Annotated in this window: 14 protein-coding genes; 6 read left to right on the forward strand and 8 right to left on the reverse strand. The window is 65.9% G+C overall.

Features of this window, described 5'->3' with window-relative positions; genetic code table 11:
- Window positions 1-331: 331 nt before the first annotated feature.
- On the forward strand, window positions 332-1,228 hold the full coding sequence (locus ACOABP_RS24410) for a DMT family transporter (protein ID WP_474228193.1): 897 nt from the start codon (window positions 332-334) through the stop codon (window positions 1,226-1,228).
- A gap of 6 nt (window positions 1,229-1,234) precedes the next feature.
- Here the strand turns inward: ACOABP_RS24410 and ACOABP_RS24415 are convergent, their stop codons facing one another.
- The 3 genes from ACOABP_RS24415 to ACOABP_RS24425 all read right to left on the reverse strand — a co-directional run bounded on the left by ACOABP_RS24415 (window position 1,235) and on the right by ACOABP_RS24425 (window position 2,651).
- Entirely contained in the window at window positions 1,235-1,822 is a 588-nt protein-coding gene (locus tag ACOABP_RS24415) for a DUF1439 domain-containing protein (RefSeq protein WP_474228195.1), read from the reverse strand.
- A 111-nt stretch (window positions 1,823-1,933) separates the two neighbouring features.
- Window positions 1,934-2,137, reverse strand: coding sequence for a SlyX family protein (locus ACOABP_RS24420; RefSeq protein ID WP_066732556.1), 204 nt, complete (start codon window positions 2,135-2,137; stop codon window positions 1,934-1,936).
- Between the two features lie 85 nt (window positions 2,138-2,222).
- Window positions 2,223-2,651: a VOC family protein gene (locus ACOABP_RS24425; RefSeq protein WP_474228196.1), complete on the reverse strand. Its 429-nt coding sequence runs from the start codon at window positions 2,649-2,651 to the stop codon at window positions 2,223-2,225.
- A 255-nt stretch (window positions 2,652-2,906) separates the two neighbouring features.
- On the opposite strand from ACOABP_RS24425, the gene argG reads away from it, so the two are divergent.
- Window positions 2,907-4,232 (forward strand): argininosuccinate synthase, encoded by a 1,326-nt coding sequence (gene argG / locus ACOABP_RS24430; RefSeq protein ID WP_029051041.1) that lies wholly within the window; start codon window positions 2,907-2,909, stop codon window positions 4,230-4,232.
- A 73-nt stretch (window positions 4,233-4,305) separates the two neighbouring features.
- On the opposite strand, the gene ACOABP_RS24435 is transcribed toward argG, so the two are convergent.
- Window positions 4,306-5,598 (reverse strand): SGNH/GDSL hydrolase family protein, encoded by a 1,293-nt coding sequence (locus ACOABP_RS24435; protein ID WP_474228197.1) that lies wholly within the window; start codon window positions 5,596-5,598, stop codon window positions 4,306-4,308.
- A 103-nt stretch (window positions 5,599-5,701) separates the two neighbouring features.
- Here ACOABP_RS24435 and ACOABP_RS24440 point away from each other — a divergent pair, with 103 nt between their 5' ends.
- The 3 genes from ACOABP_RS24440 (at window position 5,702) to ACOABP_RS24450 (ending at window position 11,186) form a co-directional block, all read left to right on the forward strand.
- Window positions 5,702-6,616, forward strand: coding sequence for a LysR family transcriptional regulator (locus ACOABP_RS24440; protein ID WP_474228199.1), 915 nt, complete (start codon window positions 5,702-5,704; stop codon window positions 6,614-6,616).
- Between the two features lie 124 nt (window positions 6,617-6,740).
- On the forward strand, window positions 6,741-7,766 hold the full coding sequence (locus ACOABP_RS24445) for an aldo/keto reductase (protein ID WP_066732550.1): 1,026 nt from the start codon (window positions 6,741-6,743) through the stop codon (window positions 7,764-7,766).
- Between the two features lie 294 nt (window positions 7,767-8,060).
- Window positions 8,061-11,186, forward strand: coding sequence for a transglycosylase domain-containing protein (locus tag ACOABP_RS24450; protein WP_474228200.1), 3,126 nt, complete (start codon window positions 8,061-8,063; stop codon window positions 11,184-11,186).
- On the opposite strand, the gene ACOABP_RS24455 is transcribed toward ACOABP_RS24450, so the two are convergent.
- The 4 genes from ACOABP_RS24455 to ACOABP_RS24470 form a co-directional block, all read right to left on the reverse strand.
- Window positions 11,151-11,402, reverse strand: a complete 252-nt coding sequence (locus ACOABP_RS24455) for a GlsB/YeaQ/YmgE family stress response membrane protein (RefSeq protein ID WP_474228201.1) — start codon at window positions 11,400-11,402, stop codon at window positions 11,151-11,153. The genes ACOABP_RS24450 and ACOABP_RS24455 overlap by 36 nt on opposite strands.
- A gap of 134 nt (window positions 11,403-11,536) precedes the next feature.
- Window positions 11,537-13,642 (reverse strand): elongation factor G, encoded by a 2,106-nt coding sequence (gene fusA, locus ACOABP_RS24460; RefSeq protein ID WP_474228203.1) that lies wholly within the window; start codon window positions 13,640-13,642, stop codon window positions 11,537-11,539.
- Window positions 13,643-13,737: 95 nt separating this feature from the next.
- Complete coding sequence (locus ACOABP_RS24465) at window positions 13,738-14,595, reverse strand: polysaccharide deacetylase family protein (RefSeq protein ID WP_474228205.1); 858 nt, start codon at window positions 14,593-14,595, stop codon at window positions 13,738-13,740.
- Window positions 14,596-14,630: 35 nt separating this feature from the next.
- Window positions 14,631-14,849 carry a hypothetical protein gene (locus ACOABP_RS24470; protein WP_474228207.1) on the reverse strand — a complete coding sequence of 73 codons (219 nt, stop codon included), beginning with the start codon at window positions 14,847-14,849 and terminating at the stop codon, window positions 14,631-14,633.
- A 165-nt stretch (window positions 14,850-15,014) separates the two neighbouring features.
- Here ACOABP_RS24470 and ACOABP_RS24475 point away from each other — a divergent pair, with 165 nt between their 5' ends.
- The gene (locus tag ACOABP_RS24475; RefSeq protein WP_474228208.1) at window positions 15,015-15,734 is read left to right on the forward strand and encodes a DUF3047 domain-containing protein; all 720 of its coding nucleotides are present in this window, start codon (window positions 15,015-15,017) and stop codon (window positions 15,732-15,734) included.
- Window positions 15,735-15,736: the final 2 nt, after the last annotated feature.

The raw sequence follows: 15,736 nt of genomic DNA on the forward strand, positions 1-15,736 counted from the left end.
ACGGCTAGGATCCGACGGTTGCCCGCGCATTTGCGTTTGCCTTGCGGGCCCCCCGATCTACCGATCACACCATGACGCCCCGAGCCATTGCCCCCATCGCTGTTGCTGCCATTGCCGCCGAACCTTGCGGCCTGCCAGCGCGCGAGCGCGGTCTGCTCGGTGCCGGTCCTGTCGCGCCTCCCCCGTTCGCGCCGCCCATGGCGCCTCCGACGGCGCCCCCACGCGGCTGATTTCCGCCGCTTTTTATCCCCGGCTTTCCTGACGGATGACGTGCTGACGCTTGCCGCGTAAGCACGCGCCGGGGCCTGCGTGGTTTCGACAGGACCAACCAATGACTTCCCAGAAAAATGCCGTGGCGGCAGGTGCTGCCACGCAAACGCGTGCGCGCCTGCTGGCCGCACATGGTGCCACCCCGTTGTTCGTGCTGCTGTGGAGCGGCGGCGCCATCTTCAGCCGCTGGGGCCTGGCGCATGCCTCGCCCTTTGCCTTCCTGACATTGCGCTTTGTCATCGCGCTCGGCGTGCTGGCGTCGATCGGGCTGCTGCGCCGCCGCCTGCTGCCAGCTGCCGGTACGCGCGGGCACGTGGCCCTGGCGGGCGCGCTGATGATCGGCGGCTATTCGATCTGCTACCTGCTGGCGCTCGATCACGGCATGACGCCGGGCGTTCTGGCGACGGTCCTTGGCGTGCAGCCGATCCTGACGCTGTTGTGGTCGGAGCGGCGCGTCTCGCTGGTGCGGATGGCTGGACTGGCGCTGGCGCTGGGCGGGCTGGTCACCATCGTGGCCGACAGCCTGCTGGCGGCGCGCCTGTCGGCCGGCGGCTGGGTTTGCGCGCTGGGCGCACTGGCGTGCATGACCACCGGGGCTGTCTGGCAAAAGGGTGTGAAGCAGGCGCCGATGGAGGTGCTGCCGCTGCAATACACGGTGGCGCTGCTGATGTGCCTGGCCTGCCTGCCGTTCCAGCCGTTCCACTTCGAACCGGTGGCAGGCTTTTTCGTGCCGCTGCTCTGGATGGGGATCGTGATCTCGGTGCTGGCAACGCTGCTGTTCTACCGGCTGATCCAGCGCGGCAACCTGGTCAACGTTACCAGCCTGTTCTATCTGGTGCCGCCGGCTACCGTGCTGCTGGATTACCTGTTCCTCGGCAACCGTCCGGCGCCGCTGGCGCTTGTCGGCATGGTGGCGATACCGGCCGGCCTGGCGCTGGTGTTCCGGCCCGCGCGCTAGGGCGGGTTAGCGCAGGTCCACCTTCACGCTGATGCCGCTGGGCGTCACGGTGATGGCGCCCGGCTGCACGTCCTTGCCATTGAAGCGCAGTTCCTCGGGCTTGAACGTATAGAGCGGATAGTCCTTGAGGAGCTGTTCGGCCACCACGGCGCCGATGGCGTTGAGCTGTTGCGTGTACTGGCTCATGCCCTGCACCTGCACTTCCTGGACGGTGGGGTTGTCCAGCAGCACGGCGCGGCGTGTGGGGTCGTACTTCACGCCGCTGTTGAGCGACATCGTGCCGTTGACCGGCGGCGCCGGCAGGATCGTGTTGGACATGGCGGCGTCCATCTGGGTGGTCACGCGGTTGGTGGCCCCGTCGAGCACCAGCCGCGGATTGGACAACTGCACGCTGACCAGTTCGCCATAACGCAGCGTAGTCGGAAACTTCTTGTCCACGGCGCTTTGCAGTTCGGCCTTGGTGAACGTGTACTCGCCGGTCCAGACGTTGTAGCCGGCGTGGGCCGTGCCAAGTGTCGAGGCGGCGATAGCCACGGCCGGCAGCCATCGGAGATGGCGGCGCCGGGATTGGCGGGACTGGACGGTCAGGGGCATGTGTCGGGACGGTCGCGGGGGATCTGTCGGTGGATAGCCAGTGTGACCCGGCCATCCCGGCGATCGTTCCTAAATATGTGTTCCGCGCCGCATTGGCTTGCCGTGCCGGCGTCAGTAATGCGGAGGGATCTCGTGCTGCGGGTTGCCTTCGGCACCCGTAGGTGCAGCGGCGCGCACCTGCTGGTAAAGCGCGCGGAACTGGGCCTGCAGCAGGTCGAGCTGTTGCTGCTGGCGGGCAACGGTCAGGTTGAGCGTCTCGATCAGGTCCTCCTGGAAGGCGACCTTGATTTCGAGATCGGTCAGGCGGGATTCCATCAGCGATTCTCCGGTTGGGTGCGGCATTGTAGGGGATGCTACGCCGTGCCCAGCCGGAGGCGGATGGATCCGCTACGCCAGGCCGTTATTCCTTGGGCGCCACCAGCACCATCCAGGTGATGCCGAACTTGTCGGCCACCATGCCGAAGCGTTCGCTGAAGAACGTGGGCGCGGCCGGCATTACCACATGGCCGCCCTGCGACAGCGCGCCGATGGTCTTGTCGACTTCAGCCGCGCTCGCCACCGTGATCGACAGCGCAAAACCCTTGAATTCGGCCTGGCCCTTGTTCTCGCCGTCAGACCCCATGATCGTGGTGTCGCCAATCTGCAGGGCCATGTGCATGACCTTGTCGCCGCTGCCGGGGGCCGGCCCACAGCCGGGGCCCGCATCGGGCGGGGCATCCTTGAAACGCATCAACCCTTCCACCTTGGCGCCAACGGCGGTCTTGTAGAACTCGGCCGCTTCCTCTGCGCGACCATCGAAAAACAGATACGACTGGACTTTCGAAGACATCGACATCTCCTGCTGGGTTGGGCCCGGCAGCCCCGGGCGTTGTGCGGAAGCGGCGTTTGTGTACGCCGTCCACAATAGACTAGTCGACGGTCTGTACGATGTCCACATTTATTTTCGGCGGCCCCGCGTTTGGCGCTGACGCCGTGCCATGTCACAATTCACGGTTACGAGTTTCGGGCGCCGGACCGGCTCGCCGCACGGCCTGATCGTGCGGGGGCGCCCCAAGAGCCGACAAATTCACCTGGTTTTCTGGCGATGACTACCATCCTGCAGCACATTCCTTCCGGCCAGCGCGTCGGTATCGCATTCTCGGGCGGCCTGGACACCAGCGCCGCGCTCCTCTGGATGCGTCAGAAGGGCGCCATTCCCTACGCCTACACCGCCAACCTGGGCCAGCCGGACGAGCCGGACTACGACGACATCCCGCGCCGTGCCATGGCCTACGGCGCCGAAGCCGCCCGCCTGGTGGACTGCCGCGCCCAGCTGGTGGCCGAAGGCATCGCCGCGCTGCAATGCGGTGCGTTCCATATCTCCACCGCCGGCGTGACGTACTTCAACACCACGCCGATCGGCCGTGCCGTGACCGGCACGATGCTGGTGGCCGCGATGAAGGAAGACGGCGTCAACATCTGGGGCGACGGCAGCACGTTCAAGGGCAACGACATCGAGCGCTTCTACCGCTACGGCCTGCTGACCAACCCGGGTCTGCAGATCTACAAGCCGTGGCTGGACCAGCAGTTCATCGACGAACTGGGCGGCCGTGCCGAAATGTCGGAGTTCATGCGCCAGCACGGCCATGCCTACAAGATGTCGGCCGAAAAGGCCTACTCGACCGATTCGAACATGCTCGGCGCCACGCACGAGGCCAAGGACCTCGAGCACCTGGACTCGGGCATCCGCATCGTCCAGCCGATCATGGGCGTGCAGTTCTGGCGCGATGAAGTCGAAGTGAAGCGCGAGGAAGTGACCGTGCGCTTCGAGGAAGGCCAGCCGGTGGCGCTGAACGGCAAGACGTTCGCCAACGCCGTGGACCTGTTCATGGAAGCCAATGTCATTGGTGGCCGTCACGGCCTGGGCATGAGCGACCAGATCGAGAACCGCATCATCGAGGCCAAGAGCCGTGGCATCTACGAAGCCCCGGGCCTGGCGCTGCTGTTCATCGCCTACGAGCGCCTGATCACCGGCATTCACAACGAAGACACCATCGAGCAGTACCGCGACAACGGCCGCCGCCTGGGCCGCCTGCTGTACCAGGGCCGCTGGTTCGACCCGCAGGCCATCATGCTGCGCGAAACCGCCCAGCGCTGGGTGGCGGGCGCCATCACCGGCGAAGTGACCATCGAACTGCGTCGCGGCAACGACTACTCGATCCTGAACACCACCTCGCCGAACCTGACGTACAAGCCCGAGCGCCTGACGATGGAAAAGGGTGAGTCGATGTTCACGCCGCTGGACCGTATCGGCCAGCTGACGATGCGTACGCTCGACATCGTCGACACGCGCGAGAAGCTGCAGACGTATGCCAAGACCGGCCTGCTGTCGTCGCAGACCAGCGCGGCGCTGCCCAAGCTCGAAGACTGAGCATTCGCAGCCGCCTGCAAGGCACGCTGAAACAAGAAACCGGCACGAGCGATCGTGCCGGTTTTTTTATGGCTCAGAACAACTGTGCGGCATCGATGGCTGCCGCCATGGCGGCGTAGCCCCGGTCGCCAGGGTGCAGATGGTCGCCGCTGTCGAACGCCGGCAGCAGGCGGTCGGGGTGGGCCGGGTCGCGCACGGCGGCGTCGAAATCGGCTACCGCATCGAACGCGCCGCTGGTTCGGATCCAATGATTCATGCGCTGCCGCAGCGCCTCTTTCTCTGGCGACGCATAGCCATGGATCGGGCTGCCGTCGAGCGCACCCGCGAAGGGCGTGATGGTGGCGCCGATGACGCGCACGCCGCGGGCGTGGGCCTGCGCGACCAGTTTCCGGTAGCCGTGTGCCAGTTCGTCCACGGTTGGCAGTTCGCGGCCGGGTGCAAATGTCGATCCGGGCCAGCCGATATCGTTGATGCCCAGGGCCAGCACCACGCTGCGCACCTGCGGCACGGCAAGAACGTCATGTCCAAAGCGGGCAAGGCCCGATTCGCCCATGCCGTCGCGCAGCAGCTGGCCGCCCGAAATGCCGGCATTGAGCACGGCGATATGTTGGTGAGCTAGCCGATTCGCCAGTTGATCGGGCCATCGGCGGTCGGCATCGAGTGTCGCGCCATTGCCTTCGGTGATCGAATCCCCGATGGCTACGACGGTGGGACAGGGCGCAGGCGTCTCGACGTCGATGGCCGCCAGCAGGACGCGGGCCTGGAACGCCCGGGCCCGTTGCAACGTCGGCCGGCTTTCCTGGTCGACCCGGGCGAGCTGATCGACGTGATCGACCTGATCCCCCGGCGCGATATACGCCGTCTGCCGGCCATCCCAGTGGAACGACGTCAGCATCGTGGGGACGGGCAAATAGAGACTGACGGCCAGTGTATCCAGCGCCGGCGTGTCGAGGTCCACCGGATCGCTCGTCACCGTGGCGCCGGCCGCCACGGTCACCGTCGCGTGACCCGCAAACGTGACTGGGCGCCCGGTACTGCCCGCCAGGCCGTGGATGCCGGCTGCGCCAATATGGATGGCCTGCTTGCCATACTGGTTTGACAGCACCAGCCGAACGCGCCGGCCGCCCACGCTGATGCGCACGCGCTGCAACACCGTGGCGTCGCTGATGACTTCGGGCAATCCGGTGGGCAGCGGCAGGGCGCCGGAGGCCCAGACCGGTTGCTGGCTGGCTGTCCAGGTTGTGGTCCAGAAGGTGGCGTCGGTGGCGGCGTGGGTGGCCGGGATGGTGGCCTGCCCGGCCAGCCCCGCACCGGAAAGCAGGCTGCCGGACAGCGCCAGTGTGCGCATCCATGACATCGGGAACATCGGTAACTCCTGAAATGATGGTGGCCTCAATGTCGTTCATTCCGAAATGCACGGGTAGCTGGCAGAATGGCATATCGCTTATGCCATTTTCGAATGAGTGACCATGGATACCCTTAAGGCAATGCGCGTGTTCGTACGGGCGATGGAACTGGGTAGCCTGTCGGCGGTGGCGCGTGAACTCGGCACGTCGCAGCCCACTGTCAGCAAGACCGTGGCCGCACTGGAAACTGAACTCGGTGCCCGCCTGATGGAGCGCACGACCACGCGGCTGACGCCCACCGAAGCCGGCCGCCGTTTCTACGCGCGCGCGCTGACCGTGCTCGATGCCTATGGCGAAGCCGTGGGCGAGGCACGCGGTCTGGCGGATCATCCATCCGGCCGGGTCATCGTCAGTGCGCCGGTCAGCCTTGGCGTGCTGCGGCTCAACGCGCTGATGCTGGAATTTCTGCAGGCCTTTCCCGATGTCGATGTCGACCTGCGTTTCGATGACCGCTTTGTCGATCTGGTGGAAGCCGGCGTCGACGTGGCGCTGCGCCTCGGCGCGTCGCTGCCGCCTAATGTGGTGGCGCGGCGCCTCGCCGTTTCGCCACGCATGCTGGTGGCCGCACCCGGCTATCTCGCCGGTCACCCACCGGTGCGGCAGCCGGCCGACCTGGCCGACCACCAGTTGCTGCGCTTCACGTGGCTGGCGGCCGGCGACGAGATCGTGCTGACCGACGCACGCGGCCGTAGCGCCAGCGTCGACGCGCCGTGCCGGTATCGCGTCAACAACTCGCTGGCAATGCGCGAAAGCTTTTTGGCTGGTGCGGGGCTGGGTTTGACACCGGCCTGGCTGGTGCGGGACCTGCTCGACCGTGGCGATCTGGTGCCTGTGCTGCCGGGCTGGCACGGGCCGTCGCAGGAGGCATTCGTGGTCTACCCGTCGCGTCGCTACCAGCCGACCCGCACGCGCGCACTGCTGGCGTTCCTGGCCGACCGCCTGCCGGCGCTGCCCGGCTTTGTCCCGGCTGATACATAGCAGACAAACGAGAGAGGCGCTGCAAGCCACGCCGCAACACGGCACAATGCGCGATGCCGGCCCTGATGGTCATCAGGGCCGCTTGCCTTTTCTGCTTCGGCTTCGCTAATCGGGGAACCTCGTCATGCCAGATTTCACCATGCAATACCGCCGCCTGGGCGCCAGCAACCTGAACGTCTCCACCCTGTGCCTTGGCACGATGATGTTCGGCGACCAGACCGATGAAGCCGAAGCGGGACGCATCGTCGCCAGCGCCCGTGCGCATGGCGTCAACTTCATCGATACGGCCGACGTGTACACCAAGGGCGCGTCCGAATCGATGGTGGGCCGCCTGCTGCAGTCGCAGCGCCACGACTGGGTGCTGGCAACCAAGCTTGGCAACCCGATGGGCAGCGGCCCGAACCAGCAGAACTACTCGCGCACCTGGATCGTCCGCGAGGTGGAAGAAAGCCTGCGCCGCCTGGACACCGACTTTATCGATATCCTCTACCTGCATCGCGACTTTGCCGGCGCGAACCTGGAAGAGCCGGTACGCGTGATGGGCGACCTGATCCGCGCCGGCAAGATCCGCTACTGGGCCGTGTCGAACTTCCGCGGATGGCGTATCGCCGAGATTGCCGCGCTGTGCGACAAGCTGGGCGTGCCACGTCCGGTGGCATGCCAGCCGTATTACAACCTGCTGAACCGCATGCCCGAGGTGGAAATCCTGCCGGCATGCCAGCATTTCGGCCTGGGCGTGGTGCCCTACAGCCCGATCGCGCGGGGCGTGCTGACCGGCAAGTACCTGCCGGGCCAGGCACCGCAGGCAGACTCGCGCGCCGGCCGTGCCGACCGCCGCATGATGGAAACCGAATTCCGCGAAGAGTCGCTGGTCATCGCGCAGACGCTGAAGGCGCATGCCGAAGGCCGCGGCCTGACCCCGGGCCAGTTTGCCACCGCCTGGGTGCTGGCGAATCCGATCATCAGCTCGGTGATCGCCGGCCCGCGTACGCTGGCGCAGTTCGAGGACTATTTTGGTGCAGTGGGTGCGGCCATCTCGGCGCAGGAAGAGTCGATGATCGACGACCTCGTGCCGCGCGGCCATGCGTCCACCCATGGCTACAACGATCCGAACTATCCGTTCGGCGGACGCCCCGTCACCGCGGCCTGAGCGCACCCCTTCGCGCAAAAACGACAAAGGCAGCCGGCATCGCCCCCTGAAATGCACGCGGGTGTGATGCCCAAGCTGCCTGTTGCGCGACACGCACGCCGATGCGTTTGAATACGTGCGGGCGCGAACTTCCGTCGCACATTCCGCAGCCGATACGCGTAATATAAATACACGCGATGGCCTTCAAATGAAGGCCATTTGGCGCAGGCTTTGAGCCGGCGACGCCTGCCGAAACGGCGGGCCCGGCGCAACCGGATGCGAAACGTGTCACGTCGTGGCTGGATCCTTGCAGGGATGGCAGTCGCCGTATGCGGCGGCGCGTACATTGTCGTGAGCCTCGTCACCAACGAGGCTCAGACCTCTCAATGGCAAGCTCGCTACATGAGCCGGCTGGGCAAGTCATTGACCTACGAAATTCTGCCCGGGCCGAGCGACAGCATCCGCTATCCGCACTCCGGACCCTACGATCTGCGCCTTGGCTACGAACGCCTTGGCGAATTCGGCGAACGACTACTTCGAGAGGGCTATGTCACGACATCGCAATCGCGTATGTCATATGACATGGTCCGGCTGATGGACCAGGGCATTTTCCCGCCCTACCGGGAAAAGACCCAGGCGGGGTTGCTGATTCGCGACTGCAACGCGCTGACGATGTCGTATGACCGCTATCCGCAGCGGCAATACGAGAATTTCGATTCGATTCCGAAGATGCTGGTCACGTCGCTGCTGTTTGTCGAAAACCAGAACCTGCTCAATCCCGAATACCCGATGATGAACCCGGCGCTGGACTGGCGCCGGTTCTCGCGTGCGGTGATGGACCAGGGCATCCGCCTGGTGGACCGCAACCACCGCCAGCCCGGCGGCAGCACGCTGGCTACCCAGATCGAGAAATACCGGCATTCGCCCGAAGGCAAGACGCAGTCGATCGCCGACAAGCTGCGGCAGATGACCTCCGCTTCACTGCGCGCCTACCACGACGGGCCGGACACGCAGCGGGCGCGCGAGAACATCGTGGTTGACTACGTCAACACGGTGCCGCTGTCGGCGCGTTCGGGCCACGGCGAAATCGAGGGCGTCGGCGACGCGCTGTTCGTCTGGTATGGCGAGGACTTCTCCGAAGCCAACCAGTTGCTGCGCGAGATGGATCCGCGCAGCCCGTCGCCACGCGCGGCGCAGGTGTACAAGCGGGTGCTGTCGCTGATCATTTCGCAGCGGCGGCCGTCCTACCACCTGCGGCGGGACGATACCAACCTGGACGCGCTGACGGGCAGCTACCTGCGCCTGCTGGCATCGGCCAACGCCATCACGCCGGAGCTGCGCGACGCAGCGCTGGCGCAGTCGCTGGACAAGTCGGCGCCGCCGCAGCGGCCCGTGCCCGATCCCTGGGTCACGCGCAAGGCCATCAACCAGGTGCGCAACGACGTGCAGCACATGCTGCATGTGGATAGCCGCTACGACCTCGACCGGCTCGACCTGACCGTCGACAGCACCATCAACCGCGAGGCCCAGCGCAAGGTCACCGAAACCCTGCTGCGCGTGGGCACCAAGGACGGCGCCCACGAAATGGGGCTGTACGGCAAGAACCTGCTTCAGGAACGCGACGACCCGTCGCGGCTCGTGGCCAGCTTCACGCTGTTCGAGCGGGTGGGCAACGCAGCCGTCGTGCGGGTGCAGACCGACAATGTCGACCAGCCGTTCGATATCAATGCCGGTGCGCGGCTGAACCTGGGGTCCACCGCCAAGCTGCGTACGCTGGTGACGTATCTGGAAATCATCAACGAACTGCATGACCGCTATGCGGACATGAGCGTGGCCGAGCTGAAGGCGGTGCAGGTACCGCGCCAGGATACGCTGACGCGCTGGGCCGTCGACTACCTGATCAAGGCCAAGCCGGCGGATCGCGAACGGGCCGCCATGCTGGACGCCGCGATGGAGCGCAAGTACTCGGGCAATCCCGGCGAAGCGTTCTACACCGGCGGCGGCATGCAGAGCTTCACGAATTTCGAGAAGTGGGAAGGCGAGCGGCAGATGACCGTGCGCGTCGGGTTCCAGCATTCGGTCAACCTCGTGTTCATCCGCATGATGCGCGATATCGTGCGCTACGAGGTCTTCCTGGCGCATCCGGAGGCCGGCTCGCTGATCGAGGATCGCAACGACCCGGGCCGCCGCCCGTACCTGGAGCGCTTCGCCGACGAGGAAGGCAGCGCCTTCATGGTGAATTTCTGGCAGCGCTATCGTGGCAAGACCAACGACGAGCGGCTGCAAGTGCTGCTTGGCCGCGTGAAGCAGCCCACGCCGCATCTGGGCGCGGTGCGGCTGTCGGTGGCGTTGCTGAGCGCACGACCCAATACCGACTACGAGACCTTTGCCCGCACGCTGCGGCAGTGGATGCCCAAGCAGAAGCTCGATGACGATGACCTGGAGAAGCTCTACGCCAAGTACGGCCACGACAAGTTCAACCTCAACGACCGTGGCTACCTGTCGCGGATCCATCCGCTTGAGCTCTGGATGGTGGAATACCTGGGCACCCATCCCGACGCCCCGCTGAAGGATGTGCTGCAGCAGAGCACGTCCGAACGGCAGGCGGTGTATGTGTGGCTGTTCAAGACGCGCAGCAAGCTGGGTCAGGACGGCCGCATCCGCACGCTGCTGGAACGCGAGGCCTTCGAGAAGATTGCCAGGCGCTGGCAGCGGCTGGGGTATCCGTTCGATTCGCTGACGCCGTCGTACGCCACCTCGATCGGTGCGTCGGGCGACCGGCCGTCGGCACTGGCCGAACTGGCCGGCATCATCCTGAACAATGGCGTGGATGCACAGCCGTCCACGGTGCGCATGTTTGCGTTCGCAACGGCCACGCCGTATGCCACCACGTACAGCCTGCAGCCCAGCCCCGGCAAGCCGCTTATCGCGCCTGAAATCGCGGTGCTGGTGCGGCAGTCGATGGTGGATGTGGTGGAGCGGGGTACGGCCAAGTCGATCAACGGCGCATTCGTGCCGCTGAACCGCAAGGGCCAGCCGCAGGGGGCGCCGCTGCAGATTGCCGGCAAGACCGGCACGGGCGAGCAGGTCTTCCAGACCTACGGGCCGGGCGGACGCGTGATCTCGTCGCGCACGGTGAACCGCTCGGCGACGTTCGTCTTCCTGGTGGGCAACCGTTATTTTGGTACGGTCACGCTGCACGTGCGCGAGCCGTACGCGGCGCGTTACTCGTTCACCAGCGCGCTGGCGGTGCGGGTGCTGCGGGCGCTGGCCCCGCAGATCACGGCCATGGCCGCGCCGGGCAGCGATGCCACGCTGCTGCGCTGCCAGGACACCAGCACGATGACGATCCAGCCATCGACGGCCCTCGTGGAGCCGCCGGCCGATGACCCGGCGCCGGCGAACCTAGTGCTTGCGGCGGACCGCGTCGTAAATAAATAGCAGGGCAATGGCGCCGATGATCGAGGCGATCCAGCCTACCGGCTCGCCCGCGCGGTAGAAACCCATCGCACGTCCCACATAGCCGGCCAGCAGGGCGCCCAGCACGCCGAGGACGATGGTCATGATCCAGCCCATCTTGTCGTCGCCGGGCTTGATGGCCCGCGCAATCAGTCCGACGATCAGGCCAACGAATACCGTACCGAGAAAAGCCATCATGAAGCGCTCCTTCCATTGCGAAGAGGGACCGGTGGACCATCGTGCCACCGTCATGTGACGAACCGGGGTACATCGGCGGCGCGCCAGCGGGCCGGCGCGCCGCGCTGCCGTCAGGCCCGGAGGCCCGGGGCAGCTCAGGTCTTGCGTGAACTGATCACGGCCTCGGCCACATTGGCCGGGGCTTCCGCATAGTGCTTGAATTCCATCGTGAACGTGGCACGGCCTTGCGTCAACGAACGCAGCGACGTGGAATAGCCGAACATCGTCGCCAGCGGCACTTCGGCGCGCACGATCTTGCCGCCGCCGCCCGCGATGTCCTCCATGCCATGCACGATGCCGCGCCGTGACGACAGGTCGCCCATCACGTTACCGGTGAATTCCTCGGGTGTCTCCACCTCGACGGCCATCATCGGTTCCAGCAGCACCGGCTTGGCGCGGCGCATGCCTTCCTTGAAGGCCATCGACCCAGCCATGCGGAACGCGTTTTCGTTCGAGTCCACGTCGTGGTACGAACCGAACACCAGCGTCGCCTTGACGTCCACCACCGGGTAGCCCGCCAGCACGCCGGTCTCCAGCGTTTCGCGGATGCCCTTGTCCACCGCCGGGATGAACTCGCGCGGCACCACGCCGCCCTTGATCGCATCGACGAACTCGTAGCCGCCGCCCTGCGGCAGCGGTTCCACGTTCAGCACCACGTGGCCGTACTGGCCGCGCCCGCCCGACTGCTTGACGAACTTGCCTTCCACATCCTTGGCCGCGCTCTTGATCGTCTCGCGGTAGGCCACCTGCGGCTTGCCGACCGATGCCTCCACGCCGAACTCGCGCTTCATGCGGTCCACCAGGATTTCCAGGTGCAGTTCGCCCATGCCCGAGATGATGGTCTGGCCCGATTCCTCGTCGGTAGCCACGCGGAACGACGGATCTTCCTGCGCCAGGCGGTTCAGCGCGATGCCCATCTTTTCCTGGTCGGCCTTGGTCTTCGGCTCCACGGCCTGCGAGATCACGGGTTCCGGGAACGACATCCTCTCCAGGATGATGACCTTGTCGGGGTCGCACAGCGTGTCGCCCGTGGTGGCTTCCTTCAGGCCCACGGCCGCGGCGATATCGCCGGCACGCACTTCCTTGATCTCGTTGCGGACGTTGGCGTGCATCTGCAGGATGCGGCCCAGGCGTTCGCGCTTGCCCTTCACCGGGTTGTAGACCGTGTCGCCCGAATTGACCACGCCCGAATACACGCGGAAGAAGATCAGCTGGCCGACGAACGGGTCGGTCATGATCTTGAACGCCAGCGCGGAGAACGGCTCGTCGTCGCTCGGATGGCGTTCCGCTTCCTTGTCGTCCTCGGTGTGGCCCAGGATGGCGGGCACGTCCACCGGCGACGGCAGGTAGTCGATCACGGCGTCGAGCATGGCCTGTACGCCCTTGTTCTTGAATGCGCTGCCGCACAGCATCGGCTGGATCTCGCCGGCCACGGTGCGCTTGCGCAGCGCGGCCTTGATCTCGTCCTCGCTCAGCACCTCGCCACTCAGATATTTCTCCAGCAGTTCCTCGCTGGCCTCGGCGGCGGCCTCGATCATCTTGTCGTGCCATTCCTGGGCCATGTCCTTCAGGTCGGCCGGAATGTCGGTGTATTCGAAGCGCACGCCCTGGCTGGCATCGTCCCAGACGATGGCCTGCATCTTGACCAGGTCGACCACGCCGCGGAAGTTGTCCTCGGCGCCGATCGGAATCTGGATCGGCACGGGATTGCCTTTGAGACGGCTCAGGATCTGTTCGCGCACGCGCAGGAAGTCGGCGCCCACGCGGTCCATCTTGTTGACGAACGCGATGCGCGGCACGTTGTACTTGTTGGCCTGGCGCCAGACGGTTTCCGACTGCGGCTGCACGCCGCCCACGGCGTCGTAGACCATGCAGGCGCCGTCGAGCACGCGCATCGAGCGTTCCACCTCGATGGTGAAGTCGACGTGGCCCGGCGTGTCGATGATATTGATGCGATGCTCGGGATAATTGCCCGCCATCCCTTTCCAGAACGCCGTGGTGGCGGCCGACGTGATGGTGATGCCGCGCTCCTGCTCCTGCTCCATCCAGTCCATGGTGGCCGCGCCGTCATGTACCTCGCCCAGCTTGTGATTCACGCCGGTGTAGAAGAGGATGCGCTCCGTCGTCGTCGTCTTGCCGGCGTCGATGTGGGCGCTGATGCCAATGTTGCGGTAGCGTTCGATGGGGGTCTTGCGGGGCACGGTGTTTCTCCTGGTATGGGCACCACGGGCCGATAAGCGTAGCACTTCCGCGACACGCGCGTATTTCCCCATGCCGCATAAGGCATAGCGGGAAATCAGGGCCAGCTTTCGCGTGCGTAGACGCCTGCGGCCGCGCGTGCCAGTGCCGCGCGCGCGGCTGCCTGAGTATCGGTATAGAACGGTGGGTCGGCCAGTGGCAAGCCGTTGTCGCGGGCGGTCTCCACCAGGATGCGCAGGTATTCCGTCATGTGCGATGCGGTGAAGCCGTTGGGATCGTGGAACGCCACGATCACTGGCGTCACGCCGTCCACGGCCGGCAGCCGGTGCGCCACCATCGCCTGTCCGACGTGCTCCAGTTCGTGGCGCATGTGCGGGCGTCGGCGCAGGCTGATGGTCCAGCCATAGATCTTGCCGTCACGCGCATTGGCGTCGGCCATCAGCATGCCCAGCCCCGCCTGGGCGTACACGGCCTGTGTGCCGGCGCTGTACGCCCAGTCGGGCGGCCGCACCACGGCAAGCGCCTGGCCGCACTGGGCTGCAATGTCGGCCTGGCCGCGCCGCAGCGATGCTGCCAGGACATCGGGCGCCAGCTTCGTGTGGGGAATGTGGCCGCCGGCCATGCCGCTGTGGACGGCCATCAACTGACCCTGCGCACAGGTTTCGTGCATCTGTGCGCGGCCCTCGGGCCCGCCGCCGCGACGCGGATGCTCGGTCTGGACAAAGAAGATCGCCTTGACGCCCGGCGTCACCGGATTGTCGGCCAGCTGGCTCAGGATCAGCGGCGTGCCGCCATAGGGGCCGGTGTCCGGACCATCGTCGAACGTCAGCAGGAAGCGCACCGGCGCCAGGCCGGCGGCGGTGTCGGGTGGTAGCGGGGTCACCGACCCCAGCGCGCAGCCCGACAGGGCCAGCGCGGCGGCGGCCATGGCTGCTGCGACGAGGGGGCGGAACATGGGCAGGGCAGGAGGGCGCAAGGTAAAAGTGATCTTCAAAGCGATTTCACAACAATGACCACGACGATGACCGTGGCGATAAATCCAGCAAGGGCCGTCCACTCGGCATCGTGATAGCTGTCGGGGCCACGCCAGCTGCCCGGATAGCGTCCGACGGTCACGGTCATCAGCACGACCCAGCCGATGGCATAGAACACGCCGTAGAAGATCAGTTCCATGAACAGCCAGCCGATGGCTTCGATCAGCAGTCCCATTCCCGCATTTCCCTTTGGTTTCCCGTCGCCAGGGTGTGTCAGCGCGCGTCCGATCGCGCAATCAGCCGCCGGCTCACGGCACGTTCCCGGGCCGCTACCTAAAATAATCTGGAATCCGCGAAGCTCCCGCGAGCCCCTTTCACCCCGATCACGAAGGCAGTCCCCATGGTGCGCCCCCCCATTGCTGTCCTGCTGTCCGTTCTGCTGTGCTGCGCCGCCCTGCCGGCCCTGGCGGACGGTCCCGGCGGGTTGTTCTCGGCCGGCAAGCCCGGCGGCCCGCTGCCCGACGGCTGGCAAAACCGCCCCGTGGTGTCCGGCAAGAAGCTCACCCGTTATACGCTGGTGGCCTCGAACGGTACCACGGTGCTGCAGGCCGATGCCGATGGCGCCGCGTCGGGCCTGGTGCATGAAGGCGATGTCGATCTGTCGCGGACGCCGGTGGTGGAATGGCGCTGGAAGGTGGCGGCGCCCATTCCGGGGGCCGACAACAGCGTGGGCGCCAAGGAGGATGCGCCGGCCCGCCTGGTGTTCTTCTTCGACGGCCGCAGCAGCAACCTGTCGGTCGGCGACCGCGCCGAGGCGCTGGCCGCCAGCGCGGCAGGCGAGAAGCTGCCCTATGCCACGCTGATGTATATCTGGACCAATAGCGCACCGGTGGGCACCATCATCGCCAATCCGCATACCAGCCGCGTGCAGATGATCGTGGTGGGCAGCGAGGCCGGCAAATGGCAGAGCCTGCGCCGCAACGTGGTCAGCGATTTCCAGAAGGTGTTCCACGAGGCGCCCGGCAAGCTCACCGGCTACGGCATCCTGACCGATACCGACAATACCGGCACCACGGCGCGGGCCTGGTACGGGGACATCGGCTTCCAGCCGGACAAGTAGCA

The organism is Cupriavidus sp. HE11 (assembly GCF_056097175.1).

Bases quoted from the DNA above. Each gene is read 5' to 3' on its own strand.
- ACOABP_RS24410 (WP_474228193.1), top strand. From the start codon at position 332: ATGACTTCCCAGAAAAATGCCGTGGCGGCAGGTGCTGCCACGCAAACG.
- ACOABP_RS24415 (WP_474228195.1), bottom strand. From the start codon at position 1,822: ATGCCCCTGACCGTCCAGTCCCGCCAATCCCGGCGCCGCCATCTCCGA.
- ACOABP_RS24420 (WP_066732556.1), bottom strand. From the start codon at position 2,137: ATGGAATCCCGCCTGACCGATCTCGAAATCAAGGTCGCCTTCCAGGAG.
- ACOABP_RS24425 (WP_474228196.1), bottom strand. From the start codon at position 2,651: ATGTCTTCGAAAGTCCAGTCGTATCTGTTTTTCGATGGTCGCGCAGAG.
- argG (WP_029051041.1), top strand. From the start codon at position 2,907: ATGACTACCATCCTGCAGCACATTCCTTCCGGCCAGCGCGTCGGTATC.
- ACOABP_RS24435 (WP_474228197.1), bottom strand. From the start codon at position 5,598: ATGTTCCCGATGTCATGGATGCGCACACTGGCGCTGTCCGGCAGCCTG.
- ACOABP_RS24440 (WP_474228199.1), top strand. From the start codon at position 5,702: ATGGATACCCTTAAGGCAATGCGCGTGTTCGTACGGGCGATGGAACTG.
- ACOABP_RS24445 (WP_066732550.1), top strand. From the start codon at position 6,741: ATGCCAGATTTCACCATGCAATACCGCCGCCTGGGCGCCAGCAACCTG.
- ACOABP_RS24450 (WP_474228200.1), top strand. From the start codon at position 8,061: ATGGCAGTCGCCGTATGCGGCGGCGCGTACATTGTCGTGAGCCTCGTC.
- ACOABP_RS24455 (WP_474228201.1), bottom strand. From the start codon at position 11,402: ATGATGGCTTTTCTCGGTACGGTATTCGTTGGCCTGATCGTCGGACTG.
- ACOABP_RS24465 (WP_474228205.1), bottom strand. From the start codon at position 14,595: ATGTTCCGCCCCCTCGTCGCAGCAGCCATGGCCGCCGCCGCGCTGGCC.
- ACOABP_RS24470 (WP_474228207.1), bottom strand. From the start codon at position 14,849: ATGGGACTGCTGATCGAAGCCATCGGCTGGCTGTTCATGGAACTGATC.
- ACOABP_RS24475 (WP_474228208.1), top strand. From the start codon at position 15,015: ATGGTGCGCCCCCCCATTGCTGTCCTGCTGTCCGTTCTGCTGTGCTGC.